The sequence below is a fragment of the Pseudonocardia xinjiangensis genome (assembly GCF_012911925.1).
In the GTDB taxonomy this organism is placed as follows: Bacteria; Actinomycetota; Actinomycetes; order Mycobacteriales; family Pseudonocardiaceae; genus Pseudonocardia; species Pseudonocardia xinjiangensis.
The window spans coordinates 1-13,674 of sequence record NZ_JAAXKY010000177.1 but is presented as its reverse complement, the minus strand read 5'-3'; the positions used below and the strand labels follow the sequence as shown (position 1 = coordinate 13,674).

Here is a 13,674-nt window from a genome sequence, read left to right as displayed (position 1 = left end):
GGCCGGTACCGGCTGCACCCCCAGCCACGGCTGGGCCGGGGCAAGGGCGCCCCGCCGGGAGCGCGCGAACCAGATGATCACGCCCAGCAGCAGCACGACCAGCCCGAGCCACCCGCGTCGCCGCCGAGGGCGCGTCTCGTCTTCCTCGGCCATGGCTCACCCTCTCCGTCGGTGTGCCCCGAAGGTTAAGGCGACCCCCCGTATGGAGCAATTACGTGGGTCGGCGTTGCTCACCCGCTGATGCCGAATCCGTCACTCCTGCGCAGGTCACGCCCCGATCGGGGGCGTGGGGCGGCTCAGCGCCGCTGCGCCTTCACCCGCTCGTAGCGGGCGAGCGCCTCCTGCCGCTCGACGCGGTGGTCGACGATGGGCTCCGGATATCCGGCAGGCGCACCGCCGGGGAGTGCCCACGGCTGGTGCACCGCCTTGCCCGCCACGCCCCTCAGCTCGGGGACGAACCGCCGCACGTAGTCGCCGTCGGGGTCGAACCTCTCCCCCTGCACCACCGGGTTGAAGATGCGGAAGTACGGCGCCGGGTCGGTGCCGCTTCCCGCGGTCCACTGCCACCCGTGCTGGTTCGACGCGAGGTCCCCGTCCACGAGCAGCTGCATGAAGTGACGCGCGCCGCGCCACCAGGGCAGGTGCAGGTCCTTGACGAGGAAGCTCGCCACGATCATCCGCAGCCGGTTGTGCATCCACGCCTGCTCGCGGAGCTGGCGCATCCCCGCGTCGACGATCGGGAACCCGGTCCGGCCCTCGCGCCATGCGTCGAACCGCTCCTCCGCCTCGCGGCCGGACGCGAGCGGCAGGGCGTCGAAGGCCCGGTCGTAGTTGGCGCGGGCGGAGTCGGGCCGTTGGAACAGGATGTCGGCGTAGAACTCGCGCCACGCGAGCTCGGTGCGGTAGGTCTCGGCCGACGTCGAGCGCCGGGACGCGAGGTCCGCGAGCAGTGTGCGGGGGTGGACCGCCCCGTACTTGAGGTACACCGACATCCGGGACGTGCCCTCCTTGTCGGGACGGTTGCGGTCGTCCCCGTAGGTGGTCACCGCGTCGGCCAGGAACGCCGTCCACTGCCGGTGTGCCGCGTCCTCGCCCGCGTCGGGGAGCCCGGCGTCCACGGGGTCGTCGTCCGGGATCCCGACCGCGCGCGGGCCACCGTCCACCGCGGCCGGGTCGAGCCATGCGACGGTCGACGCGTCGGTCTCGGCGGGACGACGCCAGCCGTGCTCGGTCCAGGCCCGGCGGAACGGGGTGAAGACCCGGAACGGGCTCCCGTCGTCCTTGCGCACCCGTCCCGGCGCGACCGCGTACGGCGAGCCGGTGCGGACGAGCTCACGGCCGGCGTCCGCGAGTGACTTCTCGACGGCCTCGTCACGGCCGGTGCCGTAGGGGCCGAAGTCGGCGGCGATGTGCACGGAAGCCGCGTCGGCGGCGTCCGCGACCGCGGGGACGACCTCGGCGGGGTCGCCGTGGACCACGAGCAGGCGGCCGCCCAGCGCCTCGTCGAGCGCGCGCAGCGACCGGTAGAGGAACGTGCGCCGGGCCGCTCCGGACGGCCGGAGCAACGCGGGATCGAGCACGAACAGCGCGAGCGACCGGGACGCGGCACCCGCGGCGGCGAGGAAGGCGGGCTGGTCCCGTACCCGCAGGTCACGCCGGAACCAGACGACGGCGGTGTCAGCCATGGGCCGACGCTAACGGCGGTGGCCCCATCCCGCGCGTCGATCGGGGCGGAACGCAGGCGGGGTGACATCCCCGGCGGCGAACGCCGGTGATGTCACCCCGCTGCGGGACGGACGGACCTCAGCGCTGGTTCATCGACACGTACGGACGCTCCGTCGAGCCGACGTACAGCTGGCGCGGGCGGCCGATCTTCGTGGTCGGGTCGTTGATCATCTCCCGCCAGTGCGCGATCCAGCCGGGCAGCCGGCCGAGCGCGAACAGCACGGTGAACATCTTCACGGGGAAGCCCATGGCCCGGTAGATGACGCCGGTGTAGAAGTCGACGTTCGGGTAGAGCTTGCGCTCGATGAAGTAGTCGTCGGCGAGCGCGCGCTCCTCGAGGGCCTTGGCGATGTCGAGGAGCTGGTCGGTGACCCCGAGCTTCTTGAGGATGTCGTCGGCGCTCTGCTTGACGATCTTCGCCCGCGGGTCGTAGTTCTTGTAGACGCGGTGCCCGAAGCCCATCAGGCGGGCGCCCTTCTCCCGCTTCTTGACGCGCTCGACGAAGGCGTCGACGTTGCCCTCCTCGACATCGCGAATGCGCTGCAACATTTCCAGCACCGCCTGGTTCGCACCACCGTGGAGCGGCCCGAACAATGCGTTGATGCCGGCCGAGATGCTCGCGAACAGGTTGGCCTGCGACGACCCCACCATCCGGACCGTGGACGTCGAGCAGTTCTGCTCGTGGTCGGCGTGCAGGATGAGCAACACGTCGAGGGCGCGCGCGAAGTCGGGGTCGATCTCGTAGGGCTCGGCCGGGAAGCCGAACGTCATCCGCAGGAAGTTCTCGACGAGCCCCAGGGAGTTGTCCGGGTAGAGGAACGGCTGCCCGATGGACTTCTTGTAGGCGTAGGCCGCGATGGTGGGCACCTTGGCCAGGAGCCGGACCGTCGACAGCTCGACGGCGTCCTCGTCGAAGGGGTCGAGGCTGTCCTGGTAGAAGGTGGACAGTGCACTGACGGCGCTCGAGAGCACCGGCATCGGGTGCGCATCGCGGGGGAAGCCGTCGAAGAACCGTTTGAGGTCCTCGTGCAGCAGGGTGTGGCGACTGATCTTGTTGGTGAAGGCGTCGAGCTCGGTCTGCGACGGCAGCTCCCCGTAGATCAGCAGGTAGCTGGTCTCCAGGAACGTCGAGCTCTCGGCGAGCTGGTCGATGGGGTAGCCGCGGTAGCGCAGGATCCCGGCGTCACCGTCGATGTAGGTGATCGCCGAACTGCACGCGGCGGTGTTGCCGAAGCCGGAATCGAGCGTGACCAGCCCCGTCGAAGGCAGCAGCTTGGAGATGTCGAAGGCAGAAGCGCCTTCGCTGGCGTCCTGAATCGCCATCTCGTACTCGCCACCGGGGTGGTGCAGGACAGCGCTCGTGGTCTCGTCGGCCATGTGGAGGTTCCCTCGCACTCTTCGTTTTCGTGGTTGGCCGCAACGCTAGTGCTCGGCCCGCCGACCGCGCCCGCCAGAGCATGTGACGTGGGGCGCTCAGCTCTTGGTGAGCTGTTCAGGGTCGACATCCACCTTGCCGACGATGAAATAGTTGATGACCCACAGCCCTGCGCCGACCAGCAACAGGATCCCAGCGAGCGCGAACTGCTGCAACGGCCGGCCGGACAGCGGGGTGGCGAGGAAGCCGCAGAGCACGATGCCGACGTAGGGCGTCCACGACGGCGCCCGGAAGTGCGCGTGCTCGACGGGGTCACGGCGGCGGAGCACGAGCACCGCGATGTTGACGACGGTGAAGACGGCCAGCAGCAGCAGGGCCGTGGTGCCGCCCAGCGCCGTGATGTCGACGGCCGCCACCAGGATGATCGCGATCACGCTGGTGAAGACGATCGCGACCCACGGAGTCCGGCGGCCCTCGTGGACCCGGCCGAGCACCGGTGGGAGGATCCGCTCGTTCGACATGCCGTAGAGCAGCCGGCTCGCCATCAGCATGTTGATCAGTGCGGAGTTCACCACGGCGAACAGGCCGATCACCGCGAACAGGCCGAGCGGGAACCCGGGCGCCCCCACCTCGAGCACGCGGAACAGGGCGCTGCTCTTCGCCGCGGCGAGGTCGTCGGCCGGCACCAGCATCGAGGACAGCACCGCGATGATCACGTAGATGGCGGCGGCGACGCCCATCCCGAGCAGCATCGCCCGCGGGAAGATCTTCGCCGGGTTGCGGCACTCCTCGGCCATGTTGACTGAGTCCTCGAACCCGACCATCGCGAAGAACGCCAGCGACGTGGCCGCGGTGATCGCGACGAACGCCGTGGTCTCCCCGGTGTTGATCTCCAGCAGCCGGGACGGCTCCCCCGCGCCACCCGCCACCGCGTAGAGACCCACACCGATGATGAGCAGCAGGCCCGACAGTTCGATGATGGTGAGCACCACGTTGGCCTTGACCGACTCCCCCACGCCGCGGAAGTTGATCAGGGCGAGGCCGGCGATGAAGGCCGCGGCGACCGCCCAGGTGGGCAGCTCGATGAACTGCCGCAGGTAGGTGTCGCCGAACGCCTTCGCTGCGGTGGCGGCCGAGGTCACCCCGGACGCCATCACCGTGAACGTGACCATGAAGGTCAGGAAGTTGATGCCGAACGCCTTGTGCGTGTAGAGCGCGGCACCTGCTGCCCGCGGGTACTTGCCGACCAGTTCGAGGTAGCTGAAGGCCGTGATGAAGGCGACGATGAACGCGAGCAGGAACGGCACCCACAGCGCGCCCCCGATCACGCCGGCCACCGAGCCGGTGAGGGCGTAGATGCCGGTGCCCAGGATGTCGCCGATCACGAAGAACAGCAGCAGCTTCGGTCCGATCGCCCGCTTCAGCGGCGGCTGTCCGGTGACCGTGCTCACATCAGTCATGGCCTGATGGTGACGGGTGACGCCGCCTACGTCACCTGCTGATCGTCCGGATTGTCACGATCGAGATCTGGCCGTCACACGGCCTACGGCGGTCACTCGGCGGCTGCCGGCGCCTGGTAGCGCCAGAACACGGAGAACACGGCCACGACGACGATCGCGCCCACGATCACGGCGAAGCCACCCACCGCGGCTGCAGCCGACGGGCCGATCGCGTCCGCCGCCGGGCCGTGCCAGAGGTCCGCGATCCGGGGGCCACCCACCACGACCACCGTGAACACCCCCTGCATGCGACCGCGCATCTCGTCGGTGGCGACGGTCTGCAGCATCGAGTTCCGGAACGCGGAGCTCACCATGTCCCCCGCACCCGCGAGGGCCAGGAACAGCACCGCGAGCCACAGCGAGCCGGACAGCCCGAACAGGGCGATGCCGACACCCCACGTGCAGACGGCGAAGGTGACCGCCACTCCCTGCCGCCGCACCCGGGTGAGCCACCCGGAGAACAGCCCGGCGACCACCATCCCGATGGGGATCGCGGCGAACAGCAACCCGAGCGCCGGGCCCCCGGCGATCGGATCCCCGAACACCGTGTGCGCCATCTCCGGGAACACCACCCGCGGCATGCCGAAGCCCATGGCCACGACGTCGATGAGGAACGACACCAGCAGCACCTTGTGCAGGGCGACGTAGCGGAACCCCTCGATGACCTGGCGCGCTCCGGCGCGGCGGTTGACGGCCGACTCCGGCGGCAGCGCCGGGAGCCGCCACGTCGCCCACAGGGTGGCGAGCAGGGCGATGGCGTCGACGAGGTAGAGCGTCGGCAACCCCACCACCGGGATCAGGACCCCGGCCAGCAGCGGCCCGGCGATGGCCCCGACCTGCTGCACCGTCATGTTGAGCGCGTTGGCGGCGGGTAGCTGCCCCGGCGGCAGGAGGCGGGGGATCACCGCGTTGCGGGTGGGCTGGTTGATCGCGAGGAGCGCGGTCTGCACGGCGAAGAGCACCAGCACGCTCCACACGCCACCGACGCCGCTCGCGGCGGTGACCCACAGCGCCAGCGACGACAGCGCGATCCCCCCTCCGGAGAGGAGGAGCAACAGGCGCCGGTCCATCACGTCGGCGATGGCGCCGCCCCACAGCCCGAACACGACCAGTGGCACGAGCCCGAACAGCCCGGTCAGGCCGACGTATGCGGACGAGCCGGTGAGCTGGTAGATCTGCGTCGGGACGGCCACCACCGACAGCTGGGAGCCGACCACGGTGACCACGCCGGCCAGCCAGAGCCGCCGGTATGCCGGGGTGCGCAGCGGGCGGGTGTCGGCCAGGGCACCGCGGACGACCCCGCCGATCCTGCGGGTCACGGACGGCGAACCGCGCTCGGTCGGGCGGGTCGGAGCGTCCGGCCCCGAGGGGATCCGCGTGGTGGGCGGTTCCGGCCCCAGCCGGCTCGGGCGGGTGGGTTCCTCCGGACCGGACATCACGGAGATACCCCTACCACCTCGAGATGGGAGATTCATGGGCTCCGCGTGGGGTCCCCGGGGCGGCTGTGCGCCCGATCACCGGCTGTGGACCGCCGCCACCTCGGCATGACAGAAGCCAGGGGATCCGCAGGCGCCACCCGGCACCCGGCGGTGAGTGCCGAGAATCACGGTCGGCCGCGGCGCGACCGCGTCAGGGGGCGAGGCGGCTGACCGTCCAGCTGCGGTCGTGTCCGTCGACCTCGAACCGCAGCCGGTCGTGCATGCGGTTGGCGCGGCCCTGCCAGAACTCCACCTGCTCCGGGGTGAGGCGCCAGCCACCCCAGTGCGGTGGCGCGGGCACCACGTCCTCGTCGGCGAACCGCCGCGTCACGGCCTCGAGCGCGTCGTCGAGGGACCGCCGGTCGCGCACGACCGCCGACTGCGCCGACGCCCACGCACCGAGCTGGGAACCGCGGGGCCGGGTGGCCCAGTAGCTGCGCGTCTCCTCCGCCGACACGAGCTCGACCGGGCCACGGAGGTGCACCTGCCGGTGCATCCCGTACCAGGGGAAGGTGACCGACGCGTAGCGGCTCGCCCGCAGGTCGTGGCTCTTGGCCGAGGTGTAGTTGGTGTAGAACACCACGCCGCGGGCGTCCACGCCCTTGCACAGCACCGTTCGCGACGACGGCCGGGCGTCCTGCCCCGCCGTGGCCAGCACCATCGCGTTGGCCTCGGGCACGCCGGCGGCCTCCGCCTCGACGAGCCAGCGGGCCAGCTGTTCGTGCCATGTCGGAGCCAGCGCGTCGATGTCGAACCCCTCGCAGTCGTAGTCCACCCGCATCGTCGCCAGCCGCTCCGCCATGACACGCCTCCCCGGGTTGCCGCTCCTCACGCTATGGCGGGGCGGTTTGGTCCGAAAGATCCGGTGACCGATGCCACCCTGCTCCCCCGTTGCCACCACGGGTCCACGAAGGCATGGTGACGCCAGCCACGTCGACCGTCACCGACGGCCGTGGTCGGCGGCCCGACCCGGGCGCACTCCTCCGGGCGGTCCACCGAAGCCCGGCCAACGACGCCACCGGTGCCTGCGGCCGGTGACCTGTGTCGGGACCACGACGAGGAGACCCGCGGTGACCACCACACCAACCCCCTTGGGCACCACCCCTCCGGGCACCACCGCCGCGGAACCGGCGGGGAGCACAGAGCACGTGGTACCCCCGCCACCGCCGGGTTTCAAGTCGGGACTCGAGGGCCACGTGGCGTTCCGCACGGAGATCGCCGAGCCAGACAAGGACGGCGGAGCCCTGCGCTACCGCGGCGTCGACATCGAGGACCTCGTCGGCAAGGTGACCTTCGGCAACGTGTGGGCCCTGCTCGTCGACGGCCGGTTCGGCCCGGGACTGCCGCCCGCCGAGTCGTTCCCCATCCCGGTGCACACCGGTGACGTCCGCGTCGACGTGCAGGCCGCGCTCGCGATGCTGGCCCCGTACTGGGGCTACCGGCCACTGCTCGACATCGCCGAGGACGAGGCCCGCGAGCAGCTCGCGCGGGCGTCGGTGATGGCGCTGTCCTACGTGGCGCAGTCCGCCCGTGGAATCGGCATCCCCGCGGTGCCGCAGTCGCGCATCGACCAGTGCACCACTATCACCGAGCGCTTCATGACGCGCTGGCGCGGCGAGCCGGACCCTGCGCACATCAAGGCGGTGGACGCGTACTGGGTGTCGGCGGCCGAGCACGGCATGAACGCCTCCACCTTCACCGCGCGGGTCATCGCGTCCACCGGTGCCGACGTCGCGGCGTCCCTGTCCGGCGCGATCGGCGCGATGTCCGGGCCCCTGCACGGCGGCGCGCCTGCGCGGGTGCTGCCGATGCTCGAGGCGGTGGAGCGGTCCGGCGACCCCGAGGCGCTGGTCACAGGCATCCTCGACCGCAAGGAGAAGCTCATGGGCTTCGGGCACCGGGTCTACCGGGCCGAGGATCCGCGGGCCCGCGTGCTGCGCCGCACCTGCCAGGAGCTGAAGGCTCCGCGGTACGAGGTGGCCGCGGCGCTGGAGCAGGCGGCACTGGCCGAGCTCCGCTCCCGCCGTCCCGACCACCCCATCGAGACGAACGTCGAGTTCTGGGCCGCCGTGATCCTGGACTTCGCCGAGGTTCCGCCGCACATGATGCCGGCGATGTTCACCAGCGCCCGCACGGCGGGCTGGTCGGCGCACATCCTGGAGCAGAAACGGGAGAACAAGCTCGTGCGCCCGTCCGCGCAGTACATCGGTCCCGGCCCGCGCATGCCCTCCGCGGTCGAGGGCTGGGACGAGATCAACCACGGCTGAGCGCGTCGGGCCGGCCCCGGGTCACACCGGGGCTGGCACCCGCACGCGCCGGACCAGCAGCGAGAGCACGCCGGCCACCACGGCCAGCGCCCCACCGGCGTACCAGGCCGTGTCGTAGGTGCCCAGCTCGTCCCGGACGATGCCGGCCCCGAACGCCATCAGGGCCGCGCCCACCTGGTGGGAGGCGAACACCCAGCCGAAGACGACGGGCGCGGCGGCCCCGAAGAGCTCCCGGCACAGCGCCATCGTCGGCGGGATCGTCGCCACCCAGTCCAGCCCGTAGAACACGATGAACGCCAGCATGTTGGCCTCGATGTGCGGCCCGAACAGCCACGGCAGAGCGAGCAGTGAGAGCCCGCGCAGCACGTAGTAGGCGAGCAGCAGCAGCCGAGGGTCGACGCGGTCGGTGAGCCAGCCCGAGGCGATCGTGCCGGCCACGTCGAAGATCCCGACCAGCGCGAGCAGTCCCGCCGCCGTCGTCGGGGGCATGCCGTGGTCGTGGGCGGCGGGGATGAAGTGCGGCTGGATCAGCCCCATCGTGGTGGCGCCGCAGATCATCATCCCCGCGGCGAGGTACCAGAACGGGCCCGTCCTGGCCGCGGTGCCCAGCGCCCGCAGCGCGATGCGTGCCGCGCCCGTCCGCACCGGCTCCACGTCGTCGGCGTCGGTACCGCCGTAGGGCGTCACGCCGATGTCGCGGGGACGGTCGCGCAGCAGCCAGAGCACGAACGGCGCGACGGCGAGCGCCGCGACCGCCACGGCGAGAGCGGCAGGCCGCCAGCCGTGCGCCGCGGCGAGCTGCGACACGAGCGGGAGGAACACCAGGCCACCCGCGGCGCCGCCCGCCGTCAGCACACCGGAGACGAGCCCTCGGCGGGCGACGAACCAGCGTCCGGTGACGGTCGCGACGAGCGCGAGCGCCATCGAGCCCGTGCCCAGCCCGACGAGCACGCCCCAGCACAGGACGAGCTGCCAGCTCGCCGTCATGAACACGGTGAGGCCGCTACCCGCGGCCACCACCACCAGCGCCGCCGTGACGACGTAGCGGATGCCGAACCGCTCCATCAACGCGGCGGCGAACGGAGCCGTCAGGCCGTACAGAGCCATGTTCACGGCGGTGGCGAGCGAGATCGTCGAGATCGACCAGCCGAACTCGTCGTGCAACGGGTCCATCAGCACGCCCGGAACGGCGCGGAAGCCTGCCGCGCCGACGAGCGCCAGGAACGTGACGGCCGCCGCCCACCAGGCGGGATGGATGCGACGGGCGGGCCGGGTGCGCATCGGCGTGCTGACTTCGGTCACGAGAAGCCAGCATCGTAGATCGGTATGCAGGACAACAGTGGCCCGAAGGCCATCATGTGAAAGGATTCGGCCATGTCCGTCCACGAGGTCGCGGTGCTCGCGCTGCCGACCGTCGTCGCGTTCGAGCTCGGCCTGCCGCACCGGTTCCTCGGGGGAGCCGTCGACGACGACGAGCGGCCGCTCTACCGGGTCCGCGTGGCGACACTGGACGGCGGACCGGTCCGCACCTCCGCCGGCTACCAGGTGCTGCCCGACCACGACGCATCGATCCTGCGCACGGCGGGCACGGTCATCGTCCCGGGGATCTACGGCGGCTCCGCGAAGGAGCGCGGCGAGCTCGAGCCCGAGCTGGCCGCCGCCCTGCACGGGCTCGACACGCGCATGGTGTCCATCTGCACCGGTGCGTTCGTGCTGGCAGCAGGCGGACTGCTGGACCACCGGCCCGCCACCACCCACTGGATGCACGCCGCGGCGTTCCGGGCCCTGTTCCCGGCGGTGCTGCTCGACCCCGACGTCCTCTACGTCGACGACGGCGACGTGCTGACCTCGGCAGGAAACGCGGCCGGGATCGACCTGTGCCTGCACCTCGTCCGGCGCGACCACGGCGCCGCGGTGGCCAACCGCGTGGCCCGGCGCAGCGTGGTGGCACCGTGGCGCGACGGCGGGCAGTCCCAGTTCATGGAGCCGATCCCCGACCCCGCCGGCCCGGGCACCGCGCCCACCAGGGCCTGGGCGCTGGAGCGCATCGACCGGCCGTTGACCCTCGCCGACCTGGCCGCGCACGCGTCCATGAGCGTGCGGACGTTCACCCGCCGGTTCCGCGACGAGACCGGGCTCAGCCCGGCACGCTGGCTGACGACGCAACGGGTGGCGCTGGCGCGGCGGCTGCTGGAGAGCACCGATCTCCCGGTGGAGCGCATCGCGGCGGACGCGGGGTTCGGCACCACCACGTCGCTGCGCCAGCACCTGCACTCGGCGATCGGCGTGGCACCGCTGGCCTACCGCCGCACCTACCGCGGGACGGATGAGCTGTCCAGAACGCGGGCGAACGCGTAGATCGGCCCGGCCCGTAGCGGACCCCGCGGCTGGGTGACGGTGACGCCCCACACCGGTTTCTCCGCGCCGATGGCTGCGACACTGGAGTCCGTGACCGCTTCGACCTCCAGTGACCTGCAGATTCCCGCCGACCTCAAGCCTGCCGACGGGCACTTCGGCTGCGGACCGTCCAAGGTCCGCCCGGAGCAGCTCGCCGCGCTCGCCGACGCAGGCGCCGCCGTGATGGGCACGTCGCACCGCCAGAAGCCGGTGAAGTCACTGGTCGGCCGGCTGCGTTCCGGACTAGCCGAACTCTTCTCGCTGCCCGAGGGGTACGAGGTCGTTCTCGGCAACGGCGGGTCCACGGCGTTCTGGGACGCCGCGGCGTTCGGCCTGGTGCGCGACCGCGCCCTCCACCTGTCCTACGGCGAGTTCTCGTCCAAGTTCGCCGACTCCACCCGCGGGGCGCCCTTCCTCGCCGACCCGGTGGTGATCAAGGCAGACGCGGGCAGCGCCCCGGCCCCCGCCTCGGACCCCACCTGCGACGTACTCGCCTGGGCCCACAACGAGACCTCCACGGGCGTCGCGGTGCCGGTGGTGCGCCCGGAGGCCGCGACCGACGGCCAGCTCGTCGTGATCGACGCCACGTCCGCCGCCGGCGGCCTGCCCGTCGACATCCGCCAGGCCGATGCGTACTACTTCGCGCCCCAGAAGGGCTTCGCCTCCGACGGCGGCCTGTGGATCGCGCTGATGAGCCCGGCCGCCCTCGCCCGCGTGGCCGAGCTGGCGGCGTCCGACCGCTGGATCCCGCCGTTCCTGTCGCTCGCCACGGCCGTCGACAACTCGGTCAAGGACCAGACCTACAACACGCCCGCCGTCGCCACGCTGTTCCTCATGGCCGAGCAGATCGACTGGATGCTCGGACTCGGCGGCCTGGACGCCTGCGTCGCCCGCACCGCCGACTCGTCGGCCCGGCTCTACGAGTGGGCCGAGAAGTCGCAGTTCGCCACCCCGTTCGTCACGGATCCCGCCCACCGGTCGCAGGTGGTCGGCACGATCGACTTCGCCGACTCCGTGGACGCCGCCGCGGTGGCGAAGACGCTGCGTGCGAACGGGATCCTCGACACGGAGCCGTACCGCAAGCTGGGCCGCAACCAGCTGCGCATCGGCATGTTCCCGGCCGTCGACCCCGACGACGTGCAGGCCCTCACGGCCTGCATCGACTGGGTCGTGGACCAGACATCCTGACGGGCGTCCACCGCTCGCGTCGTGGTATGAGCAGTATTGGTAACGCTGCGTAGTTACAACTGTTACCTTCCCACACTGCTCCAAACGGCCGAAACGTGCGATGCTGCGCGGCGCGGGGTGCGCTGACCGGGGGCGGCAACGACGTGGGACGACGTCCACCGGGCCCGGCGCGCCTCCGCGGCAGGTTGCGATTTGGCAACTACCGTCACCCAGACGGGGAGTACGAGAGCGGGGAGGCCGCCGATGCGGGCGCTGCGGGTCGTCGGGATCACCGAGGGTGGCGGTGAGATCTCCGTCGTTCTCGAGGATCCCGAGCGTCACGAGCGCTTCTCTGTGGTGGCCGACGAGCAGCTGCGTGCTGCTGCGCGGGGAGACCTGTCCCGGCTCGGACAGATTGCGATCGAGTTGGAGAGTCAGTTGCGCCCACGTGAGATCCAGGCCCGCATCCGCGCCGGAGCGTCCGTGGAGCAGGTCGCCGCGGCGGCAGGCGTGCCACTGCAGAAGATCGAACGCTTCGCCTATCCGGTGCTGCTCGAACGCACCCGCACGGCAGAGGTGGCCCAGCGTGCCCATCCGGTGCGCGCCGACGGACCCGACACCCGGATGCTCGGAGACGTGGTCGCCCACACCTTCGGTCTCCGCGGCCAGGAGTACGGCGAGGCCGAGTGGGACTCCTGGAAGGGCGAGGACGGCCGCTGGGTCGTCGCGCTGTCGTGGCGTGCGGGCAGGTCCGACAACCGGGCGCACTGGACGTTCCAGCCGGGCGCCAACGGCGGCACCGTCACCGCGATCGACGAGCACGCCAGCGACCTCGTCGAAGGACTGCCGGCGAGGCCACTTCGCACCGTCGGGCCGGTCATCGAGATCGGACGCACCGAGGAGCCCGCTGCGGCGCCGACGCCCGACCGCCCGGAGGAGCTGCGGGCCGCGGCCTCCGACAACGTGCGTGGCGGGCGGATCGACGCCGGACGCGAGCACTCGCCCTCCCCCGAGCCGCCGCGGGTGGCGGAGCGCTCCGCGCGCACCGCACCGGAGCCTCGGCGTTCCGGGCCGCCCGCGCAGCGCCAGGCCCCGCCCGAGCCCCGGACCAGCCCGCCCGCGGCTCCCGAGCGCGAGCAGCAGCCTGCCGCCCCGGCCGCGAAGGAGACCCCTGCTGCCCCGGCGGCGAGCGAGCAGGCTTCGGAACGACCCGCCGCCGAGGCGACGGCCGACGAGCAGCAGCCCGCTCCCGAGCAGCAGCCCGCGGCCAACCGGCGCACCAAGAAGGGCAAGCCGGTGATGCCGTCGTGGGACGAGGTCCTGCTGGGCGTGCGCGGCCAGCGCTGACCCGCTGGGCCTCCTCCTGGGCCTCCTGGGCCGGCTAGCCCAGCAGGCCCAGGAGCAGCACCACCCACGCCGCGGCGAGTCCCGCCGCGGCTCCCAGCGCCGGCCAGCGCCAGAGCGGCGTGTTCCGCAGCAGGTAGAGCGACGGCGCGAGGCCGAGCCCGACGAGCAGGTTCGCCGGCACCCAGAGCAGGCCGAACGCCTCGGCGAACGCCCGGCTGAGCGCGATGTCGGCGAACGCGGCGAGCACCGCGGCGAACGCGGCGATGGTGAACCCGGTGGCCCATGGCGTGGGCCCGGCCGCTTCGGCGGGCAGTTGGGGGATCGGGCCGGTGGAACCCACCGGCACCGACTCGACCTCGCCCGTGATCGGGTCGGTGAACTCCACGGGTCTGCCGAGGTGGTCGGCCACGCGCGACGCC

At 71.9% G+C, this 13,674-nt stretch carries 11 protein-coding genes; 4 read left to right on the top strand and 7 right to left on the bottom strand.

From position 1 onward, the window contains the following. Nucleotides 1-296: 296 nt before the first annotated feature. From HF577_RS32900 to pdxH, 5 genes are all read right to left on the bottom strand, one after another. Nucleotides 297-1,685, bottom strand: coding sequence for a cryptochrome/photolyase family protein (locus HF577_RS32900; RefSeq protein ID WP_169399901.1), 1,389 nt, complete (start codon nucleotides 1,683-1,685; stop codon nucleotides 297-299). Between the two features lie 118 nt (nucleotides 1,686-1,803). Next, nucleotides 1,804-3,102: a citrate synthase gene (locus HF577_RS32895; RefSeq protein WP_169399900.1), complete on the bottom strand. Its 1,299-nt coding sequence runs from the start codon at nucleotides 3,100-3,102 to the stop codon at nucleotides 1,804-1,806. 96 nt (nucleotides 3,103-3,198) lie between these two features. Beyond that, complete coding sequence (locus tag HF577_RS32890; protein WP_169399899.1) at nucleotides 3,199-4,560, bottom strand: APC family permease; 1,362 nt, start codon at nucleotides 4,558-4,560, stop codon at nucleotides 3,199-3,201. Nucleotides 4,561-4,652: 92 nt separating this feature from the next. Then, nucleotides 4,653-5,918 (bottom strand): MFS transporter, encoded by a 1,266-nt coding sequence (locus HF577_RS32885; RefSeq protein ID WP_407692264.1) that lies wholly within the window; start codon nucleotides 5,916-5,918, stop codon nucleotides 4,653-4,655. A gap of 310 nt (nucleotides 5,919-6,228) precedes the next feature. Then, nucleotides 6,229-6,879, bottom strand: coding sequence for a pyridoxamine 5'-phosphate oxidase (pdxH, locus tag HF577_RS32880; RefSeq protein ID WP_169399897.1), 651 nt, complete (start codon nucleotides 6,877-6,879; stop codon nucleotides 6,229-6,231). Nucleotides 6,880-7,225: 346 nt separating this feature from the next. Between pdxH and HF577_RS32875 the strand changes: the two genes are divergently transcribed. Continuing rightward, a complete protein-coding gene (locus HF577_RS32875) occupies nucleotides 7,226-8,344 on the top strand; it encodes a citrate synthase 2 (RefSeq protein WP_169399903.1) in 1,119 nt (372 codons plus the stop codon). 21 nt (nucleotides 8,345-8,365) lie between these two features. Here the strand turns inward: HF577_RS32875 and HF577_RS32870 are convergent, their stop codons facing one another. Next, nucleotides 8,366-9,625: an MFS transporter gene (locus HF577_RS32870; RefSeq protein WP_169399902.1), complete on the bottom strand. Its 1,260-nt coding sequence runs from the start codon at nucleotides 9,623-9,625 to the stop codon at nucleotides 8,366-8,368. A 93-nt stretch (nucleotides 9,626-9,718) separates the two neighbouring features. Between HF577_RS32870 and HF577_RS32865 the strand changes: the two genes are divergently transcribed. The 3 genes from HF577_RS32865 to sepH all read left to right on the top strand — a co-directional run bounded on the left by HF577_RS32865 (nucleotide 9,719) and on the right by sepH (nucleotide 13,255). Beyond that, nucleotides 9,719-10,702 (top strand): GlxA family transcriptional regulator, encoded by a 984-nt coding sequence (locus HF577_RS32865; protein ID WP_169399896.1) that lies wholly within the window; start codon nucleotides 9,719-9,721, stop codon nucleotides 10,700-10,702. Nucleotides 10,703-10,792: 90 nt separating this feature from the next. Continuing rightward, entirely contained in the window at nucleotides 10,793-11,929 is a 1,137-nt protein-coding gene (gene serC, locus HF577_RS32860) for a phosphoserine transaminase (RefSeq protein ID WP_312859541.1), read from the top strand. Between the two features lie 243 nt (nucleotides 11,930-12,172). Beyond that, nucleotides 12,173-13,255: a septation protein SepH gene (sepH, locus tag HF577_RS32855; RefSeq protein WP_169399894.1), complete on the top strand. Its 1,083-nt coding sequence runs from the start codon at nucleotides 12,173-12,175 to the stop codon at nucleotides 13,253-13,255. 34 nt (nucleotides 13,256-13,289) lie between these two features. On the opposite strand, the gene HF577_RS32850 is transcribed toward sepH, so the two are convergent. After that, nucleotides 13,290-13,674: DUF2537 domain-containing protein (locus tag HF577_RS32850; protein WP_169399893.1), on the bottom strand; the 385-nt coding region annotated here is incomplete at its 5' end.

Excerpts from the sequence above, each read along its gene's own strand:
- HF577_RS32900 (WP_169399901.1), bottom strand. The coding sequence starts at position 1,685 with ATGGCTGACACCGCCGTCGTCTGGTTCCGGCGTGACCTGCGGGTACGG.
- HF577_RS32895 (WP_169399900.1), bottom strand. The coding sequence starts at position 3,102 with ATGGCCGACGAGACCACGAGCGCTGTCCTGCACCACCCCGGTGGCGAG.
- HF577_RS32890 (WP_169399899.1), bottom strand. The coding sequence starts at position 4,560 with ATGACTGATGTGAGCACGGTCACCGGACAGCCGCCGCTGAAGCGGGCG.
- pdxH (WP_169399897.1), bottom strand. The coding sequence starts at position 6,879 with ATGGCGGAGCGGCTGGCGACGATGCGGGTGGACTACGACTGCGAGGGG.
- HF577_RS32870 (WP_169399902.1), bottom strand. The coding sequence starts at position 9,625 with ATGCGCACCCGGCCCGCCCGTCGCATCCATCCCGCCTGGTGGGCGGCG.
- HF577_RS32865 (WP_169399896.1), top strand. The coding sequence starts at position 9,719 with ATGTCCGTCCACGAGGTCGCGGTGCTCGCGCTGCCGACCGTCGTCGCG.
- sepH (WP_169399894.1), top strand. The coding sequence starts at position 12,173 with ATGCGGGCGCTGCGGGTCGTCGGGATCACCGAGGGTGGCGGTGAGATC.